Consider the following 22,431-nt stretch of genomic DNA (forward strand, 5'->3'; position numbering starts at 1 on the left):
ATTGTGAAAACAGGTACCCTTTTTTATAGGCTTTTTCAAGCCTCCCCCAGCATATTTTTTGAATTAATCGATCAACCTGGAACTGATGCTAATAGCTATCAATTCACTTCCATCGAACTGAAACAACAAGCATTTCGTCTTGATGGGGTGTTTTTACCAAAATCTAATAACCCTAATCAACCAATCTATTTTCTGGAAGTACAATTTCAGAAAGACAAGATTTTCTATCAGCGTGTCTTTGCAGAAATATTTTTGTATTTGCATCAATACCAAAGCATCAACGACTGGCGTGCAGTTGTAATCTTTCCCAGGCGGAGTTTGGAACCTGAAGAGACTAGACCGTATGATTTTTTACTAAACAGTCCTTTAGTACAACGTGTATATTTAAATGAGTCAGGAGAAAAAGCAGATACTTCAATAGGTGTTGGTATTGTGCAGCTAGTTGTGGAACGCAAAAGTAGCACAGTCATCAAAGCTAGACAGCTAATTGAGCAAGCTAAACAGCAGTTGACAGATGCGCGTACTCAGCAAGAAATTATAGAATTTATTGAAACGGTAGTAATTTACAAATTTCCCAAACTGAGCCGCGAAGAGGTAGAAGCTATGTTAGGGTTGGATGCCATTAGAAATACCAGAGTTTATCAAGAAGCTAAAGAAGAAGGCAAGATTGAAGGCAAGATCGAAGGCAAGATTGAAGGGAAAATCGAAGGCAAGATCGAAGGTAAGATTGAAGGGAAAATCGAAGGTAAGATCGAAGGCAAGATCGAAGCGGTTCCTCGCTTGTTAAAGTTAGGGCTGAGTCTGGAGCAAATTGCTGAGGCTCTAGAATTAGAAATTGATCTAGTACGACAAGCTACCACAAAACTGTCTTCTTAAAGAATGATGTATAAATTTCTTCAAATCAGCCGCAAGGAGGTGGAGACTATGTCGTTGTTAGACGCTATTAGACACACAAGAGTTTATCAAGAAGCCAAAGAAGAAGGTAAATTAGAGGCTAAACAAGAAGCCAAAGAAGAAGGTAAACTCGAAGTAGTGCCTAGGGTTTTAAAATTGGGGTTGAGTCTAGAGCAAATTGCTGAGGCTTTGGAATTAGACATTGAGGTAGTGCGAAAAGCCGCAGCAAAATCATCTTCAGATTCCTAAGTAATACTCACAGTTAATAATTGTTCTGCCATTTCAAAGTTAGATGTGACATTTTGTACATCATCCAAAGCTTCTAGTGTATCAATTAACTTGAGGAGTGATCGCGCTTGTTCAGGATCAGTCACCTCAATATGATTACTGGGAATCCAACGCAATTCGGCATCAGTCACTTGAAAGCCTTGATCTTTTAAAGTTTGGTTGAGGATTTCTAAATTTGTGACTTCTGTAAACACCTCAGCCATATCATCTTCAGTCATCTCATAAAAATCGGCATTGCCTTCGAGTGATGCTTCTAAAAGTTTATCTTCGTCAATCACTCCCTCGACAATACACACACCTTTTTGCTCAAACATCCAGCTAACGCAACCTGTTTCACCCAAATTACCACCATTTTTACTAAAAGCTACCCGTAAATCAGCAGCTGTGCGATTGCGATTATCGCTCAATGCTTCAATCAAAATGGCTACACCACCTGGGCCGTAACCTTCGTAGCGAATAGCTTCAAAATTATCATGATCGCTGCCAAAAGTACCTGCACCTTTAGCGATCGCTCGTTCGATATTATCATTGGGAATACCTGCTGCCTTAGCTTTATCAATGGCTGTACGCAGTTGAAAATTTCCTGATGGATCTGGTACACCACTTCTAACAGCAACAATAATTGCCCTGGAAAGCTGAGTAAAGGTTTTACCCTTTTTTGCATCTACCACCGCTTTCTGGCGTTTAATATTTGCCCATTTACTATGTCCTGCCATAACCTAAAATTATCAACGCTATATTTCAAGATTAAGATATACACAGCTTCTACCAAGATGCAAAGGCAAATTGGGGAAAATTATCAAGTGATAAAATATTAAATGTAAAGTATCGAGTTTTTGAATTTTCTATCTTCATCCTTAGTCAAGTCTCTGCCTAGTCTTAAACGCCAAAGTCGTAGTTATCAAATTTAGAGAATTAGTGAATTTTTTTAATCAACGTTATGTGCGGCTTTTTTTCACGCCCCAAAATTTCAGGAGAAAAAGAAATAAATTGCAATATTACCTTAGCCGTTTATTGCTGTTATTCCTAGTGATCATACTCACTTTAAGCGGATGTCAGGCTTTACGGAATAGAGTACAAGCAGATGAAGTAATTCGTGTGACTCTATGGCATGGAGTCAATCCACCACCAAATCGGGATCTATTGCAAAAACTTGTAGACAAATTTAATCAAACCCATCCAAATATTCAAGTAGAGTCACTTTATGTAGGACAACAAGATCAACAAACGCCCAAGATTTTGGCGGCGGTAGTCGCAAATGCACCGCCAGATATTTTGTGGTATAATCCGACAATTATGGGGCAATTAGTAGAATTGGATGCTTTAATTCCTTTAGATGAAATGCTGGCAAGTTCTCCGGTTAAAGACGAAATTGACCCCACTTTATATACATCAATGGAATACCAAGGTAAAACTTGGTCACTACCATTTGCAACAAATAATGTTGGTATTTTTTACCGCCCAAGTTTATTTAAAGCCGCTGGAATTACTGAATTACCTCGCACTTGGGAGGAGTTTCGACAGGTTGCGAAAAAATTAACTCGTGATATCAATAATGATGGCAAGATTGATCAATATGGGATGTTTTTACCCTTAGGAAAGGGAGAATTTACAGTATTTACTTGGTTGCCATTTATGTGGAGTGGCGGCGGCGAATTGATAAATGGAGATTCACAAACAGCGGCAGCAGTAGAATTGCAAGGTAATCAAGGAGCGATCGCAGCTTTAAAATATTGGCGTACTTTAATTACAGATGGTTCGGTTATTTTATCTAGCCCAGAACGGGGTTATGAAACAGATAAATTAATAGCTGGGAATGTGGCAATGCAATTGGGTGGCCCTTGGACTTTGGGACAACTTCAAGAAATGGGCATTGATTATGATGTACTGCCGATTCCTGTTGATGAAGTTCCTGCTACCAGTGTTGGCGGTGAGAATCTGTTCTTTTTCAAAACCAAGCCACAGCAGCAAAAGGCAGCTTTTAAGTTTGCTGAATATGTTTTGAGTGAAGAATTTCAAACAGAATTTGCACTAGAAACTGGTTATTTACCAATTAATTTAAAGTCCCGCCAAAGTGAAAAATATCAGGCATTCGTTAATGAATTACCACAGTTAAAAGTATTTTTAGATCAGGCCAAATATGGGCGATCGCGTCCTTTATTTCCTGGTTATAATCGGATTTCTGATAGTGTAGGTCGGGCAGTTGAATCTGTATTGTTGAGAAAAAAACCACCAGCAGAGGCATTACAAAAAACTCAACAACGCTTGGATTTGATTTTCAAGTGATTAATTCTGAAATTGAGTTAATAACCAAGCACCAACTTGGCCTTGATTCATCTGACGAGTGCGACGCAAGGCATCATTTAGGAGTGAAATTGCCAAACCTGGTAATACTTGAGATTCGGTAATTCGTCTACTACCTTGATTTTCTACTGCAAAAGCCATAACTTGGACATTTCGCACATCCACAATCCAGTATTCTTGCACTCCTAAATCTTCATACATTAGCCGTTTTTCACCTTTATCATCAGCAAGTGAAGTATTAGCAATTTCTATTACTAAAGCTGGTGGTGGGTAAATATCTAAGTTAATAATAGAAGTGCCGTAAGGAATGACATCGGCATTTTCTCCAATGTAGTAAGAGACATCGGGTTGAACTTCTCGAAGCCCTGTTTTGCGGTATGTACAGTTATCTTTGCCATTTAAAGCAATATCTTTAAGGCTGGCAAATAGATTAACAGCAAAGAGAACAATCGTATGGTCACTAGCATGATCATTTCCAACTGGTGGCATTTCAATCCTCATGCGTCCGTTGTAGTAGTAGCCTTTGGCTTTTTCGTGGGCAGGATTTTCGACTGCTTGGATATATTCATCCCAAGTAGCTATTACCCAAGTATCAGCTGGTATTCTTGTCTGTAATTTGCTCATGAGGATAATCTAGACGAGATCCTTAAAACTGATTATACAAGTTTAATATTGAGTCCACTAAGCTGATAAGGAAGGTTTAACTTGACCGAAACGGCGATCGCGTCCTTGGTAACTTAACAATGCTTGATGAAAAGCCGCGCGATCAAAATCCGGCCAAAAAATATCTGTAAAATACATTTCTGTGTAAGCCATTTGCCATAATAAAAAATTGCTCAAACGCATTTCGCCACTGGTACGAATCAGTAAATCTGGTTCTAAGATACCTGCTGTATAAAGTTGCTGTTCTACAAGATTTTCATTAATCTCTTCAAGATTAAGTTCTCCTTTTTGTACAAGTTCTGCCACTTGACGACAGGCTTGAGTAATTTCGTTGCGACTGCCGTAGTTAACTGCAACAGTAAAGTGAATCGCCTGATTATTTAACGTTTCTAGCATTGAACGTTCAATTTCTGTTTGTAAAGATTTAGATAGAGCCGATATATCCCCAATAAACGAGATTCTGACACCTTCTTGATGCATTTGCGTTAACTCACGGCGCAGCAGTCGTTCAAATAAAAGCATTAAAAAATCAACTTCTTCAGTAGGTCGTCGCCAATTCTCTGTGGAGAAAGCATAAGCTGTTAGCGCTTTAATTCCCCAATCTTTGCAACATCGCAATAGTTCTTTAAGTGTTCTGGCTCCTTGGCGATGTCCAGCAATGCGCGGTAATCCTCGACTGGTCGCCCATCTACCGTTACCATCCATAATCACAGCTACATGCTGGGGTAAGTATTGAGGATTTAAATCGATTGGTAGTGTTGAGATTTGTCCTTTATTCTGTGTCATTTGTTTTTTGTTCTTTATTATTTGACTAATTTTCAGTGTTAAATTCCCAGTAAGCCTTGCAAATACTTTGGTGTCAGGCTATTGTTCCAATTCCACAGCCGATGCATTGCATAGATAAAAGTGAAGATGAAGGTTACTTTGTTGCTCAAAGTCCAAGAACTCCAATTGAGTGTCTTCATCATGCGGCGGAGGGTACGAAGAAGGTTGTTGCGTTGATAATTTGGCGATCGCGTTTTGAGCAATGTCTGTCCAATTTGGATCATGGAAGTATCGGGAAATGCCCAAACTCCGAATCCCCAAAACTTAGTCAGATGATTGATTTCATCTTGTGCCAATTCTTCTAAAACATCCTGAAGTGCGCCAGTAGTATGAGCCATCAGCCAGATATATAGGCAAGTCGCACCGTATTCTGTCGCCACTCGGTGTAACCCATGACGATATAAGTCTTCGTAAGGGTCATCAGTCGGAAGATAGCCTCTAACGGTACGAGGATTTGGGCTGATTTTCTCGCCTGTGAGTTGGGTGTAAACCTTGATTAATGCAGGTGTATGTTGGCGTTCTTCTTTTTCCCATAAGCCTAGTTCTAGCAAGTCGCTATTTTCGTCAACTGTTCCACCCACAAAACGAGCCATTTGAGGATGTAATTTTTCCAAATACTGGCGACTAGTTTGGGTATAGCCCCGAATAGGGGCTTCGGTGTCTATTGTGCCGACAAGAATAGATAAAAATATTTCTGGAGCAATGCCAATAATTTGGTCACGATTAATTGCTTTCCAATCAATATTTTTCCAGGGGCGAGGTTGGGGATTTTCCAACTGTATCTGTAAATCACGCAAGCGATCGCGTAATTTTTCGTCTGCAAGATAATGGTCTACAAAAGCACGAATACGGCGCTGTTTATGAAAATAGCCAACTTGGGTCAGGCTTTGACCAGCCAAATCATCTACAACTGGGCTGAGGGCATTCAGCATATTTTTTTACATGATTTTTTGCTCTGTGCCCAATAGCCTAAGCGATCGCACTTTGTTTTGTCAGTCGGTTGAGGTCGGCAATTTTATCTGATGCGGTTGGAAGAGTCGGGTAAAAAGTCGGATGGTATTCTTATATTCTGTTTAAAAATAGATGTTTGATTAGTAATTAAATTGGGAAATATAAATTAATAGTTTTAAGTTTATTTAACCTATAAGTTAATGAAAAAATCAGGTGCATTACTAATTACAATTGCAATATTGGGACTGTTGTTACAAGGCTGCAACAAATATAAAGTCTATTGGATGCCTTCAGAAGCAATGCTGCCAAATGTACAAACAAAAGATAAGTTGCTAGTAGACACATCTAGCTACTATTCCCAAGTTCCACAAAGATATGACCTAGTATTATTTTCACCTACGGAACAGCTTAAAACAGAACAATATAGTGACCCCTTTATTAAGCGTGTAGTTGGTTTACCTGGAGAAAAGATAGAAATCAAGGATGGGAAGATTTATATAAACAATCAATCTATACAAGAGAATTATATTCTCAATGGACAGAAAACATTAGTTGATATTTGTCCATTAGAATATACACCTTATCTATCAAAGCCTGTCACTATACCTTCTAACTCGTACTTTATGCTAGGTGATAACCGCGAAAAAAGTTATGATAGTCGCTGTTGGGGTATTGTCCCAAAAAATAATCTTATTGGCAAGGTAGTAAAAATTTTAAAGTATTAAATCGCTTGAAGTTGACGTTAAGCAAAGCGAAAGTCAATCTTGTGATAAATCTCCAAATTGCTGACGATAACGTTCAATTTGCTGTTGCGCTGATTCCAACCTTTCTTCTGGTGTTTGATAACGCTTTCCTTGTTGATCATACCAATATAAAACCTGACGTTGGATATTACCAGATATATATTGTCCTCTACCAATTCCTAAATTAATTTCTGGCATCCAAAAGGGTTCACCAATTTGTAGTTGATAAGTGCCATTAACTAGCCGATAAACTTCAAAAGGTTGATGGCGATCGCGTTGCCAATATTCTGGATTATAAATAATGTAGTATAGCACTCCTAACTTGGCATAAATGTCTAATTTAGTGTTGTATTCTCCACTGGGAGTTAAAGAGACGATTTCCAAGACCAGGATAGGTGCAGTATTGTCTTCTTCCCAAACAACATAACTTTTGCGAGATTTACCTGCTTTGCGGCGTTCTACATTTAAACTCAAGAATCCGTCTGGTACAATCGGCACTAGTGGACTAACCCCTGTAGTATGGTAAACACCCATATCTACACCAAAAAACCAGTCATTGCGGCTTGCCCAAATAAATTCCAGCAAAAATAAAAGCAGGTTTGGAATAAAATTCTGGTCTTCGTTATCCACAGGAGTATCGTCTGAACAAGGAAGTTCAGCACTGCTAGGCAGAGATTGGCGTGGGTCGGATTTCACCATAGATAATAATGGTGTTAAGATGACTGACCTATGACTTTCATTCTAAGCGATACGAACTTATTAAAACTTTTACAATAATCAAAATTCAACGCCCCAGCAGTTGCCAGGGCGTTATTTAAGCAGTATTACACCTCAAAAAAGCTATTTAGTTAGCGATCGCGCTCTCGCCAACTTTTATCTATATAGCGTTGGTCTCCCACCTCTGATACCTGGATAGAGGCTTTATAACCTCCTCTGATTCTGGTAGTGTAAACGCGAGTTTTGACCTTCACTTGTCTAGGATCTACTCCTACTTTTAACCCTTCAACGAGTACCCGACCGTCAAAGTCTTCATTGCTATTAATGCCCTTAAGCGCCAAAATTGTCGGAGTAATATCAACATTACTTGCGGGTGTCTCAATAGTTACCCCTTGTTTGAAATCAGCTCCCCAAGCAAAAAAGGTGTTGCGAACATTCCAAGGACTCATGCTGCCGTGACCACTAGCATTACCTGTGAGTGGGCCAGTTGTTCCACCGCTAGTTTCTGTAAAGTCGGTTCCCTCAACACCAAAGGCATTTTTATTTGATGTCCAAGGAAAAGTCAAAATGATGTCAGCACCTCGTTCTTGATTGAACTCATGGATAAGTTCCAAAGAGAAGGTTCCTGGAACCCAACCTTCTGGTTGAGGAGGGCGTTGCCAATCTTTTGGAGTAAATCTAGTATCAAATCGAGGTCTTTCTCCAAATGGTCTGCGTGCTGCGGTAAATAGAACACCACTCCAGTCTTGTTTTTGTAAGAAGTTAGCAATCTTTTCGATTTGTCTGGGATTACGATCTTTGACGTGCAGCAATACAGCCTGACTGCTGCTAGCTAAGACGACATCATCTGAATCTTTACCCAGCTTGAGTCCAGCATTAATTAATTCTTGTTGTACATTGACCGCAAAAGTCTGAACGCTGAAGCCATGATCTGAAATTACGAAAATATTAGTTCGGTTAAATAACCCCAGTTTTTTGAGCCGATTCAGAACTAGACCAATGTTGCGATCGTCATTGCGGATGACGTTGATACCTTCTGGAGAACCAGCGCCAAATTGATGCTGAGTGTGGTCAGGTTCGGTTAACCAGTTAAAAATTACATCCGGTTTTAGCTCTGGAAGTACATAATCTGTAAGAACCTTCTCAGTCCAGTCTACCGCTTCGTTATATTGGTCATCTCCATTGGTATCTTGATTAGCAGGAGCAGCACCAAAACGAGCGAGAATTTCTTGGTTGACATTAGCGGGGAATGCTACAAGTTTACCTGGGTCGAAATATCCATTAATCAAAAAGCCAACATTATTAGTGATAGAACGGGGATTGAGAAGAAGTGTGCTACCTGTTGAACCAGAACTAATTGCAGCCAATTTCAGACCGTTTTCTTGGAGATGTTCACCCAAAGTTTTGACAAAAACTAACTTTCCATCAGTTACTTCATCTAGTTTTAGGAGATTAGTATATTCGCCTGTGCTAAATGAACTGGTTGGGTTCACTTGCGGCACATACATCGAGTTGCTGACAATGCCATTTTTACCTGGATAATATCCTGTACCGATCGCTGTTGCGTTAACGCGAGTCACCGTAGGGAAAACAGCATGACTATTAACATAATTGACACCCTCTTGACGCAAACGATATAGATTAGGCGTGTTTTGGGGATTAATGGAATCGGGGCGCAATCCATCTAAAATAAAGACTAAATTGAGACGAGCTTGACCAGGCAGTATAGAGTTAGGCTTTTTGTGGTGGTAGGTTGTGTCAGCTAGAGTTAATGTATTCTGACGTAATAAGTATTCTCCTGCACCAAAAGTAACAGCAGACATCCCAATAACTAATCCACCTAGAAACAAACGCCGCTTGAGCGAGTGTGTTTTTACTTGTCTTTGGTTGTTGTTCATACAATCTCTTTTTGACGATACAGCAGAGTAGCGGCGATCGCTGCTTCTAAAACAAGAAGGCTAGAAAGCAGCTTGAACAGAAACAGGAAAACTCAGTAAATTTTGTTTTCTTTGTGACAAAAAAAACTGTTAAATTCACTGTTTCTTCTTTGTGGTTGATTTTGCAAGTTTTGTTTTAACGTCTATTTACCAACGACTTAACTTTGAGTTAAGTCTGGATTAAAAGCCAACTTCATAAACAAAACTTTCAGTGCGGTTTCATAAAGTCGGATTCACAAAAATTTATCCGAAAAATTAAGAAACTAAACTGTAGAGTAACTATAGTTGCTCCTAAAATTTGAACTAAACTACCCTTGTCGTGACAAAATGAATGCTGAAGCGGCATTAGCATGGTTAGACACTATCATTCCTGCTCAGACCGGGGAACGGTTGAGCGATTTGCAAAAAGTTATTCTTCAGCAAGTTTGGTTGGGTAAAAAATATTTAGATATCGCCAACGATTATGGCTGCACTGAAGGACATGCTAAAGATGTTGGTTCACAGTTATGGAAGTTGCTTTCTCAAGCACTGCGAGAGAAAATTACCAAAAGTAATTGTCGAGCTACTTTAGAACGTTATTTAAGAAAAACCAGTATTTCTAGTTTGCTTGATTATTCACGATCGCCTCAGCCTTCAATCTCCGCAAAACCAGAAGATATTAATTTTATTGGACGACAAGAAGCGATCGCTCACCTAAATACTTTAGTTGCTCAAGGGTCTAAAGTCATCGTTATCCAAGGTGAGGGAGGCTTAGGCAAAACTACTCTCGCCCAGCAATATCTACAAACTCAGGGATTTGATTTGGTTTTAGAACTGCTGATGGCCAAGGAAACTCCAAATATTACCTCTGCGGAACGCATTGTAGAAGAGTGGTTAAAACAGGACTTTCACGTAGAACCAGGGGTAGAATTTGGCGTAACTTTGGGAAGACTGAAGCGCCAACTTCATACCCGACGCGTTGGGGTGTTAATTGATAACCTGGAACCAGCCTTAGATCAACAAGGACAAGTGATTGCTCTGCATCGCAGTTATGTGGAATTATTACGGGTTTTAGCTGATGCAAGAGTGCAATCTGTCACCTTAATTACAAGCCGCGATCGCCTCTGTGAACCAGGGCTAAATGTAACTCATTATCGGCTTCCGGGTTTGGATCAAACTGCGTGGCTACAGTTTTTTAGTAATCGCGGAATATTGATTGATCTATCAACCTTAGATATTATGCATCGCACCTATGGGGGCAATGCCAAAGCGATGGGTATTCTCCGCGGTTCGATTCAGGAGGATTTTAATTATGATATGGTTGCTTATTGGCAAGAAAATCATAGCGACCCCCTCGCAGTCACAGACTTAAAAAATTTAGCAGTTAGTCAAATTAATCGTCTGCAATTCCTCGATCTTCAAGCCTACCGTCTACTTTGTCGCCTGGGATGCTATCGTTACCAAGATGTCCCTACCATCCCATCTTTAGGACTGTTCTGTTTATTATGGGATGTGCCACCAAGTCAGCATCGCCAAATTATTACTTCTTTGAAAAATCGCTCTTTGGTGGAGTGCCATCAAGGTGAATATTGGCTACATCCGGTAATTCGAGCCGAGGCGATCGCTCGCTTACGCACTAGCAATGAATGGCAAATTACAAATCACAAAGCCGCAGAATTTTGGACGGCTAATGTCCAAAAGATTGAAACCTTTAAAGATGCTTTACAAGCTTTAGAAGCTTATTATCATTATATAGAAATTCATCATTTTGAGTTAGCAGGCAAAGTTATTCTTAAAAGTAGAAATAACCAATGGCAACAGTTTTTACCACTTGGAAGTACGCTGTACCGGATGGGATTGATTCAGCCTGTATTAGCTGCCATTACTTTAGTTATTAATAATATCAAAAATGACGAAAAACTCAGTGAACTTTACAATATTTTAGGCGATTTGTATTGGATAACAGGTAAAATTCATCAGGCGATCGCCTGTCAAGAAAAAACTATTACTTTTGCTGCTCAATCATTTAAATCTTTGCTTTTACAGCCAGACAATAAGCATCATGCCTACTATCTAAGAATGCTAGAGGTAGATTCCTTATTAAGCATTGGTCTTTACAAAATAGATTTGTGGGAATTAAAGACATCCGCAAAGTTATTTCAGCAGGTGATTGACTTGGCTCAAAATACAGATCATCATCGCTGGGCAGAAAAAGCTTTTGTGTGTCTAGCCTTAGTCAATTCTTATTTAGGACTACATGATAGTGCCTGTTCATTGGCAGATATAGCTTATTGCGATATGACAAATGAACAGATTACAGAACAGACGGGGAGATTTGCCTATTTTATGCAAATTGTAGGGCAAACCTACGTCAATTTAGGAGATTTTACCAAAGCTCATCAAATTTTTGACCAGGCTTTAATTTTTGCTGAACAAAGTCATTATTTACAAGTAAAAGCTAAAACTCTTAACGGTTTAGCAGAAATTTATCGGCAACAATCTCAATTTGAGTTGGCTCTTAATAATCACATAGAAGCAATTGAACTTTTAGAAAAAATTAGTGCTAAGTGTGACCTAGCGGAAGCTTATTTTCAATTGGGTTTAACTTATCAAAAAATGGCTAAATTCGATCAATGTCAGATAAAATTTCAGCAAGCAATACGGTTATTTACTGACATGCAAGCCCCACAACAAGTTAAAAAAGTTTGTGCTTATTTTCGCTAGGTTGAGCGAGAAATCAAATTACAGTTTTAACTGTGCTGTAAAAATTCTACTTTGGGCAATAATGGGTCAGTTACAATACCCACACCACTATAACCCCATCGCTTTAACAAACTGCCTAACTGCGTACCAGGAAGAGATTCTACAGCAAAGCGATTCGCCACTTCTGCCGCGTGGGTGTTGAGATAACTTAAAGCATCAAAGTGTTCCCGAAACAGCAATAAATAACTCGATGTTTCAGTATTAGGACGAGCGATGAGATAACGGCCGTCAGCTTGCGATCGCACTATGTAATAAACTTCAGACAGCATGGAAACTAGATCCAAATGGACAAGAAAATTAAGATTCCAACCGAATCCGCGGGTCAGCTACCTTTAATAACAAGTCTGCCATTAAGTTGCCTACATTCAGTAATACCGCACTCATGACTAAGCTAGCCATAACTAGATACTGGTCTTTAGCAATTACCGCTTGTAAGGTCAACCTTCCTAAACCCGGCCAGTTAAAGAATTGTTCAGCAATAAATGCACCACCTAATAAAGCTGCTAACTCAAAACCCAACAAAGTGATTAACGGGTTAATGGCATTGCGGAGGGCGTGAACATAAATTACGCGATTTTCTGGTAATCCTTTCGCACGAGCCGTTTGAATATAATCTTGACGCAAAACATCTAATAATTCACCGCGAGTTATCCGCTGCAAACCAGCAAAACTGGTGATACTCAAAGCGATAGTAGGTAAAATCATGTGCCAGCCGATATCAATAATTTTACCAAACCACGATAAGTCAGCGTAATTGATACTGGTCATACCACCCACCGGGAACAAAGGCGAAGTCATCTGAGCAAATATGAGTAAGAATAAAGCAGTGATAAAACTGGGAAAACCTTGTCCAGCATAGCTAATCACTTGTAAAATTCTATCTCCAGCGCGGTTTTGCTTCACAGCAGCAAAAATTCCTAAGGGAATAGCCACCGCCCAGGTAAAAATTAAAGAAGCGATCGCTAACAGCAAGGTTGCTGGTATTCTTTCCCATAACAAAGAAGCTACTGAGCGTTGATAAACAAAACTTGTGCCAAAATCTCCTTTTGTCAAGATTCTCCACAGCCATAGCCCAAATTGTTCCGGCCAAGACTTATTCAAACCAAACTGTTGTCTAAGTTCCTCAATTCGTTCTGGGGAAATTTTTGGGTTTTGCCGCAAAGTATCTACATAATCCCCCGGAGACAATTTCATGATGAAAAATGACAGCGCTGTTGCTAAAAGCAAGGTAAACAACGCTTGCAATATCCGCTTCACCACATAAATAAAAGTCTCGCTCGTAACTAAGCTGATAAGCCAGTTCCGACTTGTCTCCAAAGAAATTTTCGTAGAAGTCATTGATTCTTTTTCAATTACTAATCACTAATATTCAACAAGAGAGATAATTGGCACATCTGGTAGATGTTTACGCCCTTGTAAATCCCGTAGCTCGATAATAAACCCAAATCCCACTAGTTCACAGCCAATCTTTTGTAATAATTTTGCTGTGGCACTGGCTGTCCCACCTGTGGCAATTAAATCGTCTACAATCAAAACTCGGCTACCTGGATGTAAAGCGTCTTGATGAACTTCTAAGCAATCAGTACCATACTCCAATTCATATTCAATTGCATGAACGGCTGCTGGTAATTTGCCCTTTTTGCGTATAGGGATAAAACCAGATCCTAATTTATAAGCTAGAGGAGAGCCGAAAATGAACCCCCGTGACTCCATACCTACAACGTAATCTACCTTGAGTTCAGCCTCTGTGCATTTTTGTGTAAAAAAGTCAATAGTATATCGCAATCCGACTGGATCGCGCAGTAAAGTAGTGATATCTCGAAATAAAATTCCGGGTTTGGGAAAATCTGGGATGTCGCGAATTAAAGATTTTAAATCCATAAAACTAAGTAATAGGGCATGGGGCATGGGGCATAGGAAAAAGGAATCGGGGCAGAAGAGAAGTGCGGTAAGGCAGCGCGGTCTTGGGGGTTTCCCCCATGAGTGACTGCTGCACCCCTTGTGGGTCTTGGGGTCTCACGCCAGTCGCCTCAAGTCGGGAAACCCGCCCACAGCGCTGGCTCCCCAAATGGAGCAACTTCGGGGTGCGGGGTGCTGAGGGGAATGAAGAAAAATTACCTCTTTCTCCTTTTCTCCCTGCTCCCTGCCCCCTGCCTTTTCTTTCCCCTGCTCCTCTGCCTCTTATAGAGTCCCAAATTCTGTATACCTGAAAAATCGTACACTATAATGTCATACGCTTGGGGTTGAAGCTTCTATTGCATTATCCATTGACGATACTTAGAATCTACACCAAGCTAAAGATGGACTTGTATTAACAAACAAAGAGAGTAAACTTATGTTTTAAAAATCTGGATTTCAGTAGATGAAAATCTTTAAGTAGAACAAGTTAAGTAATGTATATACCCAGGCAGTCTCAATATTGCTGTAAGTCTCATGTTCTTCTTTGGCTGCTGATCTAAAGTTAGTTTTTACTAGTTTTACCTAGTCTGTTAGAACCGCACAAGGTATTTTATAGAAATGAGTGTCTCCGCGAGCATCACGCCGTTCAACAGTCCAAATTCTCCATCATTGCCCATGATTTTGGACACTTTACCAGATCCTGCGATCGCAGGACAGACATGTTCACCTAGAACTAGGCTACAAATTGATTTAATTTTACTGGCAATCGAAGCTTTAGAGCTTGGCAGTTCTGAAGCGATTTTAGCTTTTGCTGAAGAGTTGGAATTGAAAGGAATTATTAAAGATCGAGTAAATTTATGGCGGATGCGTAGTTCTAACCCCATGCGACGAGCGCATATCCGCCGACCTTTAACCATTATGGAAGCAAAAGCTTTGGTGGTCATTGCTTGCTACATTGCCCGGCGTTTAACAGTCGTAATTCGCCAAATGCTCATGCTCTGCCAGCAAATGAATGAAAAGCAAATACCGCTAGAACAAAATTTACGTCTATCAAATTATCTAGAACGGTTTCGAGTTCATTTTAAGAGTAGGATGAATGTCCGCCGTTCTGGTTTTTTGGCGTTAAATTCTGATGAAAAATTAGATGAGTTAGCTATAAATTTGTTAGGACAATTATTATTTTGTACTGGTACAGCTGGAATGCAGCGTTTCTGGATCAGTCTTTTTGACGGTGAAGTAGAATGAATATCCAACGTAAGTACAGTTTGCCTAATTGTACACTGCTTTTAGAAGGTTTAAGCGATGCTGCAAGATCGGCACAATTTCAGGAATTGCGCCCTGAACTGTCAATTTTAGTGAATGCAGAATGCTATTTCCCTAATTATAATCAGCCCTTGGTTGGAGGACGGGAATTTTTTGAAAGCTTGGTCAGGGCAGTTAGCGGCTATGCCCAAGAATTTTTGAGCAATGTGCCAAATCCGCAAGCTCACAATGAAGAATCAGAGCTTGTAGAGCTACAAAAACTTAGTGTTAACAGACATCGGTTAATTGTGCATTCTGAAGCCAATTCAGAAGGTTTGGCATCTAATGGCAACTCTCACAAACAGCCTATTCAAATAGATTTGAATACGGTGCAACTATTTGATTTAGTAGAAGCTGTAGATCAGTTTTTTGCTGATTCTCAAACATTACCAGAGTTATCACTAGAATTACAACCAGTCACCAGACGTTATGGTGGTGCTAGTCAAGCCTTACTCAAACAGGCAGTACCTGCAAGTGTTGGAGTTTCGAGTTTAGCAGTTGCAGCGATCGCTTTTAGTTTGATTCCAGCTCCAGAGGTGCGCCCACCCCAGCCTAAACCAGAGGAACAGACTAACTCTGCAACACCTAGCACCAGTCCTTCAGTACCTCCAACAACAGCACCCACAGATACTGCAACTCCTGCACCGACTCCCATCGCTGTGGCAACTCCCACACCCGGTACACAACCCGCAGTTAAAGATTTAGAAGCACTTTTAAATACAGTTAATGAAATTACTGATCCATCTCAGCTACGGGTTTTGAATCGCCAAGTTTACAACCAAATTAATCCGGCTTGGAATAATCGCTCTGCATTGAAACAGGATTTAATGTATCGTGTGGGTGTAGCTGCGGATGGTGCGATCGTTGGTTATAAAGCGTTAAATAAAGATGCGAACCAAGGGATAGAACTAACTCCTTTGCCTAACCTACTTTATAATCCTGCTAAGCGTCCTGCCATTTCTAATGAACCAATTGCTCAATTTAAAATAGTTTTTACTAACCAAGGTGTGTTAGAAGTTAGCCCTTGGCGAGGATACGCTAGAACTCCTGAAGTGATCGGTGCAAGAATTACTGAGCCGAAGGCAGTTAAAAGTTTAAACCAAAAGCTTTATAGTTCGCTTCGTCAAAGTTGGGGCGGTACTCCTACCTTCAAGCAAGATTTACTGTATCGGGTAGCAGTTAACAAAGATGGCACGATCGCCGACTATGAACCCCTTAATCAATCTGCTTTTGATTCTTTCCGCGAAACACCCCTACCGAAGATGTTTCAAGCACTTTACGGCTCAAATCTAGCTGCTCCTAACAATAAAGAGCCTCTAGCTCACTTTCGAGTTACATTCAAACCTAGCGGCAAACTTGAAGTAACTCCTTGGCGAGGATACCAGTAAGAGGCAGAGGAGCAGGGGAGCAGAAGAGGCAAGGGAGCAGGGAGCAGGGAGAAAGGGAGAAATATTAAAGATTAGGTACAAATTTAAGGCATTTTCTTAACTCCCCTCTGCACCCTGCCCCCTGCCCCTCTGCTTCTTATGCCCTCTGCCCCATTATCTTGTAATCCTCCCCATATAATTGCCCCACAACTGAGCTGCTTGAGCGCTGCTGCCGAGTGTGGGTGAATTATTGTCATTTCCTAGCCAAATACCAGTCACAAGTCGTTGGCTGGGAATAAAGCCAATAAACCATAAATCCACATTTTTATCAGTTGTCCCAGTTTTACCGGCTTCCCCTAATCCAATAGCAGCACTACGACCAGTACCTCTTGTGACGACTCCACGCATTAAACTAGTCATTTGGTCTGCAACACCAGTTGATAAAACTCGTTTGTTCGCATCGGGATTTTGTTGGAAAGTATAGACAACACGGCAGGTTTTTAAATCTTTGCGATCGCTACAGTCACTGCTGTCTAAAATTCTATTAATTGCATGGGGAGGATTCCACTCACCACGATTACCAATAGCGCCAAAAGCACCAGTCATTTCTAAAACATTAACCACACTCTGACCCAGCACCAAACCAGGAACCGGATCTAGGCTTGACTTGATGCCTAAACGCTTTGCCATTGTCACTACTTTATCTAGTCCTATATCTCTGGCAACTCTTAGAGCAATGGGGTTTTCTGAAAGCGCAAGTCCAGTGGCAACATCCAAGCTGACATCAGCACCAGCACGGCAAGGTTTGTAGGTAAAGCCTTGCCACGTTAAAGGAGCGCAAGAATAATTTTTGGATGGAGAAATACCTTTTTCAATAGCAGCTGTGTAAGCAAAAATTTTGAAGGTAGAACCTGGTTGTCTTTGAGCTTGAACAGCACGATTAAACTGACTTTTTCTATAATCAGTTCCGCCTACCATAGCCAGAATACTACCAGTTCTAGAATCTAGAGTGACGATCGCTCCTTGAGAAAACCTAAAAGTTGAACCAGCATTGCTCACTGAATTACGCAACGATGTTTCTGCTTGAGCTTGAATTGCCGGATTGAGATCGGTTTCAATGATATAGTTTCCTTCGTTTGCTGCTCCTGCACCCAAAATTGATTCCAGTTCTTGGAACACATAATTATAAAAATAAGGAGCAATAATTTTCGCCTGTTGTTCGCAGACTTTGGGGCTAATTTGGACAGTAGAACGCCTAGCTCTGTTTGCCTGTTCTTGCGTAATTTTACCCATCTCCTGCATCCGTTTAATCACACGGTTGCGGTATTCAGCTGCTTCTAGTTTATTTGGGCCATCTCCACAAAAATCAAAAGCATTGGGGGCAGGTAAAATTCCGACTAAAGTCGCCGCTTCAGCAAGAGTTAATTCTTTAGCTGATTTTCTAAAGTAATACTGGGCAGCATCTTCAAAACCAGAAGTATCTCCACCCAAAAACACCCGATTTAAATAAGTCAGCAAAATTTCATCTTTGCTGTAAAAAGTTTCTAACTTCAAAGCAACTATTGCTTCTCGCAATTTGCGTCCTAAGGAGTCCTGAGTACCAACATAGTCACGGAATAAACTGCGGGCTACTTGCTGGGTAACAGTGCTGGCTCCTTGCTGCACATCTCCACTACGACTGTTAATCAACACAGCTCGCAAAATCCCCAACGGATCAACCCCAAAGTGCCAATTGTATCGACTATCCTCTGATGCCACTACAGCGGTAGGCAAATAAGGACCAAAGTCTTGCAAACGCTTCATATCTACGTGAGAAGTAGTCCGAGGCTCACGCAGGGGGGTAGCGCCATCACGGGCGTAAACGATTATAGGAGCGCGAGTCGCTGTAGGTAAGGGTCTGACAGAAAACTTCGTCCATTCAACGCCAATCACCAATGCGAAAAGGGCACTTGCACCGCCAACGCCATAAGCAGCTAAAGTTGCAGCTTTTTGGTACCAAGGCGGTGGATCAACGTATTGCAGCCGCACTGAAGCAGCAAGTTCTGGTGGTCCTAATGTGAGAATATCGCCATGACGCAGTTCTAAGGAAGTAACCCGTCGCTTACCACGATAAATGCCATTAGTGGAGTTTTCATCTTTGATGACGAAAACAGGGGTGCGCTGAGTCGAATCTCGTGAGAGTGACAGGTGAATTTGGCTAACAACTGGGTTGCGAATGACTATATCGGAGGATTTAGAACTGCGACCAAGTATATAGCGATCGCCCAATAACGGATAAATTTCTGCCTTATCCGCCCCCGCATCCTGCACCCAGATTTCCGGTACTTTGGCATTAGGCTTGAGCGCCAGTTTGGAAAAGTCAACCCTAGCTTGAATTGTATGTACTGCTTGAGTCAGTTGACCAAGTAACGTTTGAGGCTTTTGAGGAGGTTGGGGGGAACTCATTGGCTAATCACATCATAGTTAATTTAGTGAAGAATCGGACGAATAACAGTCTCAATATAGGTCTTCCATCATTTTACTCATAAGCTTAAGAAGAAATTAGTTATACGGAATTATTGCCGATTCAATATTAACACCAAAAGAATCTTTTTTCAGAAAATATGGTGAGACGCGTTGTTCTTTTTTTTACATAATTTAAAATTTTAACTCTGACTTTATAATGCTTATTTTAGCTACAGTTATTTGTTGTATAAAAAGATGTAACAATTTTGCTTTTGTATTTCTACAAACTAACAATTAATACACAAACGATTTATAATCTACAGTTTTTACATGTTGATGCACTTTACAGCAAAGATAAACATCTACATTTAGGAAGATTTTCTAGAATGAATTGTCTGGTTTAATGGGCTGGATGTTCCGTTTCCGTTGAGGTTAATTTCAGAATGAAGAGAAAATCTCTGACCTTGATTGGTACAGCTCTGACTTTGGCATTCACCGCTAATGTTGCTGCTGCTCAATCCAGTAAGTCCTACTTAGCCCAAGCTAGCGACTCATCCACGAGTTCAACAACGGAAATTGAACTATCACCAGAAGGATTTAAAATTCTGTGTGAGAAGTCTCCTTTAAATTCCCGTTGTCCAGGTGGTACAGCAGTTACACCTACTAGCACCCCCGGTGATACTACAGTACCAGCCACCCAACCTTCTGATAGCAGTACTCCTGAGAATATGACTGCGCCAGAAACCCCGGTAGCACCTGATTCTACAACTCCTGACAACATGACTGCGCCGGAAACCCCGGTAGCACCTGATTCTACCACTCCTGACAACACAACTATACCAGGAAGCCCAATTACACCTGATTCGACTAGTCCTGGTAACTTAACTCCAACACCAGAAACTCCAGTAGCACCTGATTCGACTACTCCTAGTAACTTAACTCCAACACCAGAAACTCCAGTAGCACCTGATTCGACTACTCCTAGTAACTTAACTCCAACACCAGAAACTCCAGTAGCACCTGATTCGACTACTCCTAGCAACTTAACTCCAACACCAGAAACTCCAGTAGCACCTGATTCGACTAATCCTGATGGTATGACCGAACCAAGTACTACTTCTCCTAATGCAGTTCCAGACTCCAACTTGCCAACGACTCCCGCCCCAGGTAATTAAAAGTTAAAACACCATTTATTTGATGCGAATTTGTCGGCAAAGATAGTCGGTGCATCTGACATATCTAGTTTGAGAATTGGGCATAAAAAGAAAGATTTTTATCCTTTGTTATTAATGCCCGTTTATTAAGGTCTTGTACCAGTTGTATTATCTGGTGTGCAATATAAATTGCTAGATCCCTTTTTTATTCTTCGCATATAAGAATGAAAAGGGGTTTTAGGATAACTAGCCTGAGTTTTTCAACTCAGGCTTTATTGTTGTCTCATTGAATACTGTGAAGACACAATTAAAATTGCTATGAGAATAATGCCCAACTTGTACATTATTAGCAGTGCATAGGTGCTATGACCAAGGCTCCATCAAAGGCGACGGGAAACCCACTCCTTCAAGGGGTGTCCGTAATAGTCGCCCCGTCGCCGTCAGGTGTTAGTAGTCAGTTGTGAGTATCAAAAACAACTGACCACTGACAACTGACACGAAATCCCGTCCCTTCTAGGGGTGGGATGAGCTTAACCTTTCTTCCTTCGTGACAGACAGTTTACGATGCTAACGTGATCTATGATTTGAAGTTGGTGTTTTTTGTAAAGAGGCAATTAGTAAACAAATAATGCCGATACTGATAAACGAATCAGCAATATTAAATACAGCAAAATTAATCAATCGAAAATCAAGGAAATCCACGACATAGCCTAGAGCAAACCGATCTATACCGTTACCTATAGCTCCTCCCAAAATCAAGCCATAACCTAACTGATCCCAACGATTTAATACTGGGCCAAAGCAGGCCAGGGCTATCAAAACTAAACTTACTCCCAAAGATAGCCAACGCAACCACTCAACTTTTCCACTTAACAGACTAAAAGCTGCACCAGTGTTAGTGACATAGGTAATATGAAATATTCCTGGTAGAAGTGCTAGTGTTTGTCCCAAGTTAAGGGTTTGCACTACCCAGTATTTTGTAATTTGATCTAAGAAAAAAGCTATAAAGGCAGCTATCCAGAAAAGGCGGTTTTTTAAGCGCATGGCAAAATTAAAAGGGAACAGGGAACAGGGAACAGGGAACAGGGAACAGAGAAATTATCCCTAATTTTATTAAGGAACAAGTGTGTTTCTGTTGCCTTACGTTCCCAAGCAAATAACGTCAATAGTTAATGCAACTGACCACTGACCACTGACTACTGACAACTGACAACTGACCACTGACTAATAAAACATTAAATGTCTTAATAAATATGCTATTACGGTAACGGCACAAACTACAGCTAGTTGTCCTGGTACTGCAAACCAAGAGTATTTAAGAATTGCTTGGATTAAAGGTAGATTTTCTGTGCCTTTCCACTGAAAGATATAGCTAATAATCAAATAAGTAATCCCGCAGAGGTGAACGGTTAACAGGCCACAAATACAACTAAAAGCTAGAGTTTCTAGTCGAGGTCTGGCTTTAAAAGCAAATAATCCACAAATCCACGCTCCTGGAATAAAGCCTAATAGGTAGCCAAACTGAGATAATTTGATATAACCAATACCACCACCGTCGGCAAATACAGGTAGCAATGTTAAACCCATGACTAAATAGGCAATTTGTGAGAGCGCACCAGCATTTTTGCCCCCTAGACAACCTACCAATAACACTGCACCAACTTGACAGGTGACACCTAAAGAAAAAGTCTGGATTCCTTGCTGACTCCAACTCCAAGGAAAGGTGATACCATAGGCTTCTAAGAAGGTTCCACCCATTGTTAGGAGTAAGCCGATCATAGACCAAAGCAATTGATTGGAAGCGGCAAACATTTAATATAAGGCAAAAGAGAAAAGGCAAAAGGAAAAAATAATATTAACCAGTATAGGCTTCATTCTTTAACTTATAATTCGTACTGACACCTGAAGAACTTTTTAGCGATCGCTTCCTTTAAACTCTAGTGTTCCCTTTGCTATGCTTCCTTGGGCAATAATTTTATTAACTTGTTGATTTAATAACTGGCTTAAGGTTTGCCTAAACCAAGAGTAAGCGATCGCCTAAATCCCAAAACTTCTAAACATGAAATTATACTGTATTTAATCGTTTATTTACAAACTCTTGCTTAATTGATTAGCAATCAAATTTTCTAAGTACAAATCACTTATTTCTTACAAGCATTTTTATCTAACCGTATTTCTGAAGCGTTAGTATAAATATTAT

The 22,431-nt window shown here is 40.4% G+C and carries 20 protein-coding genes; 8 read left to right on the plus strand and 12 right to left on the minus strand.

The window, feature by feature from the left end:
• Positions 1 to 3: 3 nt before the first annotated feature.
• Together QI031_RS02195 and QI031_RS02200 are read left to right on the plus strand one after the other, a co-directional pair.
• Positions 4 to 876: an Rpn family recombination-promoting nuclease/putative transposase gene (locus QI031_RS02195; RefSeq protein WP_281483598.1), complete on the plus strand. Its 873-nt coding sequence runs from the start codon at positions 4 to 6 to the stop codon at positions 874 to 876.
• A gap of 48 nt (positions 877 to 924) precedes the next feature.
• A complete protein-coding gene (locus tag QI031_RS02200; RefSeq protein WP_281483599.1) occupies positions 925 to 1,143 on the plus strand; it encodes a hypothetical protein in 219 nt (72 codons plus the stop codon).
• On the opposite strand, the gene QI031_RS02205 is transcribed toward QI031_RS02200, so the two are convergent.
• A complete protein-coding gene (locus tag QI031_RS02205; RefSeq protein WP_281483600.1) occupies positions 1,140 to 1,898 on the minus strand; it encodes a YebC/PmpR family DNA-binding transcriptional regulator in 759 nt (252 codons plus the stop codon). The two genes, QI031_RS02200 and QI031_RS02205, sit on opposite strands and share 4 nt — an antisense overlap.
• A gap of 274 nt (positions 1,899 to 2,172) precedes the next feature.
• On the opposite strand from QI031_RS02205, the gene QI031_RS02210 reads away from it, so the two are divergent.
• Positions 2,173 to 3,468 (plus strand): ABC transporter substrate-binding protein, encoded by a 1,296-nt coding sequence (locus QI031_RS02210; RefSeq protein WP_281483601.1) that lies wholly within the window; start codon positions 2,173 to 2,175, stop codon positions 3,466 to 3,468.
• Here QI031_RS02210 and QI031_RS02215 read toward each other — a convergent pair whose 3' ends face one another.
• Genes QI031_RS02215 through QI031_RS02225 form a run of 3 tightly spaced genes read right to left on the minus strand, consistent with a single transcriptional unit; the run spans position 3,469 to position 5,906 of the window.
• The gene (locus tag QI031_RS02215) at positions 3,469 to 4,110 is read right to left on the minus strand and encodes a Uma2 family endonuclease (RefSeq protein WP_281483602.1); all 642 of its coding nucleotides are present in this window, start codon (positions 4,108 to 4,110) and stop codon (positions 3,469 to 3,471) included.
• Between the two features lie 57 nt (positions 4,111 to 4,167).
• Positions 4,168 to 4,935 carry a polyprenyl diphosphate synthase gene (gene uppS, locus QI031_RS02220; RefSeq protein ID WP_281483603.1) on the minus strand — a complete coding sequence of 256 codons (768 nt, stop codon included), beginning with the start codon at positions 4,933 to 4,935 and terminating at the stop codon, positions 4,168 to 4,170.
• Between the two features lie 38 nt (positions 4,936 to 4,973).
• The gene (locus QI031_RS02225) at positions 4,974 to 5,906 is read right to left on the minus strand and encodes a ferritin-like domain-containing protein (RefSeq protein ID WP_281483604.1); all 933 of its coding nucleotides are present in this window, start codon (positions 5,904 to 5,906) and stop codon (positions 4,974 to 4,976) included.
• Between the two features lie 219 nt (positions 5,907 to 6,125).
• On the opposite strand from QI031_RS02225, the gene lepB reads away from it, so the two are divergent.
• Complete coding sequence (gene lepB, locus QI031_RS02230; protein ID WP_281483605.1) at positions 6,126 to 6,650, plus strand: signal peptidase I; 525 nt, start codon at positions 6,126 to 6,128, stop codon at positions 6,648 to 6,650.
• A gap of 33 nt (positions 6,651 to 6,683) precedes the next feature.
• On the opposite strand, the gene QI031_RS02235 is transcribed toward lepB, so the two are convergent.
• Both QI031_RS02235 and QI031_RS02240 read right to left on the minus strand, forming a co-directional pair.
• Complete coding sequence (locus QI031_RS02235) at positions 6,684 to 7,367, minus strand: Uma2 family endonuclease (protein ID WP_281483606.1); 684 nt, start codon at positions 7,365 to 7,367, stop codon at positions 6,684 to 6,686.
• Positions 7,368 to 7,516: 149 nt separating this feature from the next.
• Positions 7,517 to 9,283, minus strand: coding sequence for an alkaline phosphatase family protein (locus tag QI031_RS02240; RefSeq protein ID WP_281483607.1), 1,767 nt, complete (start codon positions 9,281 to 9,283; stop codon positions 7,517 to 7,519).
• 366 nt (positions 9,284 to 9,649) lie between these two features.
• Here QI031_RS02240 and QI031_RS02245 point away from each other — a divergent pair, with 366 nt between their 5' ends.
• Positions 9,650 to 12,025 carry a helix-turn-helix domain-containing protein gene (locus QI031_RS02245; RefSeq protein WP_281483608.1) on the plus strand — a complete coding sequence of 792 codons (2,376 nt, stop codon included), beginning with the start codon at positions 9,650 to 9,652 and terminating at the stop codon, positions 12,023 to 12,025.
• A gap of 26 nt (positions 12,026 to 12,051) precedes the next feature.
• On the opposite strand, the gene QI031_RS02250 is transcribed toward QI031_RS02245, so the two are convergent.
• The 3 genes from QI031_RS02250 to QI031_RS02260 are packed head-to-tail and all read right to left on the minus strand — an operon-like array spanning position 12,052 to position 13,945.
• Positions 12,052 to 12,333 carry a hypothetical protein gene (locus QI031_RS02250; RefSeq protein WP_281483609.1) on the minus strand — a complete coding sequence of 94 codons (282 nt, stop codon included), beginning with the start codon at positions 12,331 to 12,333 and terminating at the stop codon, positions 12,052 to 12,054.
• A gap of 28 nt (positions 12,334 to 12,361) precedes the next feature.
• Positions 12,362 to 13,402, minus strand: a complete 1,041-nt coding sequence (locus tag QI031_RS02255) for an ABC transporter permease (RefSeq protein WP_281483610.1) — start codon at positions 13,400 to 13,402, stop codon at positions 12,362 to 12,364.
• A 24-nt stretch (positions 13,403 to 13,426) separates the two neighbouring features.
• Positions 13,427 to 13,945 (minus strand): adenine phosphoribosyltransferase, encoded by a 519-nt coding sequence (locus QI031_RS02260; protein WP_281483611.1) that lies wholly within the window; start codon positions 13,943 to 13,945, stop codon positions 13,427 to 13,429.
• A gap of 636 nt (positions 13,946 to 14,581) precedes the next feature.
• Between QI031_RS02260 and QI031_RS02265 the strand changes: the two genes are divergently transcribed.
• Together QI031_RS02265 and QI031_RS02270 are read left to right on the plus strand one after the other, a co-directional pair.
• Positions 14,582 to 15,208: a DUF3038 domain-containing protein gene (locus QI031_RS02265; RefSeq protein WP_281483612.1), complete on the plus strand. Its 627-nt coding sequence runs from the start codon at positions 14,582 to 14,584 to the stop codon at positions 15,206 to 15,208.
• Positions 15,205 to 16,653, plus strand: coding sequence for a DUF4335 domain-containing protein (locus QI031_RS02270; RefSeq protein ID WP_281483613.1), 1,449 nt, complete (start codon positions 15,205 to 15,207; stop codon positions 16,651 to 16,653). Before QI031_RS02265 ends, QI031_RS02270 begins: the two co-directional genes overlap by 4 nt.
• Before the next feature lie 153 nt (positions 16,654 to 16,806).
• Here the strand turns inward: QI031_RS02270 and QI031_RS02275 are convergent, their stop codons facing one another.
• Positions 16,807 to 19,077 carry a transglycosylase domain-containing protein gene (locus QI031_RS02275; protein ID WP_281483614.1) on the minus strand — a complete coding sequence of 757 codons (2,271 nt, stop codon included), beginning with the start codon at positions 19,075 to 19,077 and terminating at the stop codon, positions 16,807 to 16,809.
• Positions 19,078 to 19,520: 443 nt separating this feature from the next.
• Here QI031_RS02275 and QI031_RS02280 point away from each other — a divergent pair, with 443 nt between their 5' ends.
• A complete protein-coding gene (locus QI031_RS02280) occupies positions 19,521 to 20,252 on the plus strand; it encodes a hypothetical protein (RefSeq protein ID WP_281483615.1) in 732 nt (243 codons plus the stop codon).
• 546 nt (positions 20,253 to 20,798) lie between these two features.
• Here the strand turns inward: QI031_RS02280 and lspA are convergent.
• Together lspA and QI031_RS02290 are read right to left on the minus strand one after the other, a co-directional pair.
• The gene (gene lspA, locus QI031_RS02285) at positions 20,799 to 21,275 is read right to left on the minus strand and encodes a signal peptidase II (protein WP_281483616.1); all 477 of its coding nucleotides are present in this window, start codon (positions 21,273 to 21,275) and stop codon (positions 20,799 to 20,801) included.
• A gap of 180 nt (positions 21,276 to 21,455) precedes the next feature.
• Positions 21,456 to 22,043, minus strand: a complete 588-nt coding sequence (locus tag QI031_RS02290; RefSeq protein ID WP_281483617.1) for a biotin transporter BioY — start codon at positions 22,041 to 22,043, stop codon at positions 21,456 to 21,458.
• Between the last annotated feature and the right edge of the window lie 388 nt (positions 22,044 to 22,431).

This window comes from Halotia branconii CENA392 (assembly GCF_029953635.1).
Taxonomy (GTDB): Bacteria; Cyanobacteriota; Cyanobacteriia; order Cyanobacteriales; family Nostocaceae; genus Halotia; species Halotia branconii.

Coding starts and splice junctions, on each gene's coding strand:
- QI031_RS02260 (WP_281483611.1), bottom strand. CDS start 13,945: ATGGATTTAAAATCTTTAATTCGCGACATCCCAGATTTTCCCAAACCC.
- QI031_RS02235 (WP_281483606.1), bottom strand. CDS start 7,367: ATGGTGAAATCCGACCCACGCCAATCTCTGCCTAGCAGTGCTGAACTT.
- QI031_RS02265 (WP_281483612.1), top strand. CDS start 14,582: ATGAGTGTCTCCGCGAGCATCACGCCGTTCAACAGTCCAAATTCTCCA.
- QI031_RS02215 (WP_281483602.1), bottom strand. CDS start 4,110: ATGAGCAAATTACAGACAAGAATACCAGCTGATACTTGGGTAATAGCT.
- QI031_RS02200 (WP_281483599.1), top strand. CDS start 925: ATGTCGTTGTTAGACGCTATTAGACACACAAGAGTTTATCAAGAAGCC.
- QI031_RS02205 (WP_281483600.1), bottom strand. CDS start 1,898: ATGGCAGGACATAGTAAATGGGCAAATATTAAACGCCAGAAAGCGGTG.
- QI031_RS02240 (WP_281483607.1), bottom strand. CDS start 9,283: ATGAACAACAACCAAAGACAAGTAAAAACACACTCGCTCAAGCGGCGT.
- QI031_RS02245 (WP_281483608.1), top strand. CDS start 9,650: ATGAATGCTGAAGCGGCATTAGCATGGTTAGACACTATCATTCCTGCT.
- lepB (WP_281483605.1), top strand. CDS start 6,126: ATGAAAAAATCAGGTGCATTACTAATTACAATTGCAATATTGGGACTG.
- QI031_RS02255 (WP_281483610.1), bottom strand. CDS start 13,402: ATGACTTCTACGAAAATTTCTTTGGAGACAAGTCGGAACTGGCTTATC.
- QI031_RS02250 (WP_281483609.1), bottom strand. CDS start 12,333: ATGCTGTCTGAAGTTTATTACATAGTGCGATCGCAAGCTGACGGCCGT.
- QI031_RS02275 (WP_281483614.1), bottom strand. CDS start 19,077: ATGAGTTCCCCCCAACCTCCTCAAAAGCCTCAAACGTTACTTGGTCAA.
- uppS (WP_281483603.1), bottom strand. CDS start 4,935: ATGACACAGAATAAAGGACAAATCTCAACACTACCAATCGATTTAAAT.
- lspA (WP_281483616.1), bottom strand. CDS start 21,275: ATGCGCTTAAAAAACCGCCTTTTCTGGATAGCTGCCTTTATAGCTTTT.
- QI031_RS02280 (WP_281483615.1), top strand. CDS start 19,521: ATGAAGAGAAAATCTCTGACCTTGATTGGTACAGCTCTGACTTTGGCA.
- QI031_RS02270 (WP_281483613.1), top strand. CDS start 15,205: ATGAATATCCAACGTAAGTACAGTTTGCCTAATTGTACACTGCTTTTA.
- QI031_RS02225 (WP_281483604.1), bottom strand. CDS start 5,906: ATGCTGAATGCCCTCAGCCCAGTTGTAGATGATTTGGCTGGTCAAAGC.
- QI031_RS02290 (WP_281483617.1), bottom strand. CDS start 22,043: ATGTTTGCCGCTTCCAATCAATTGCTTTGGTCTATGATCGGCTTACTC.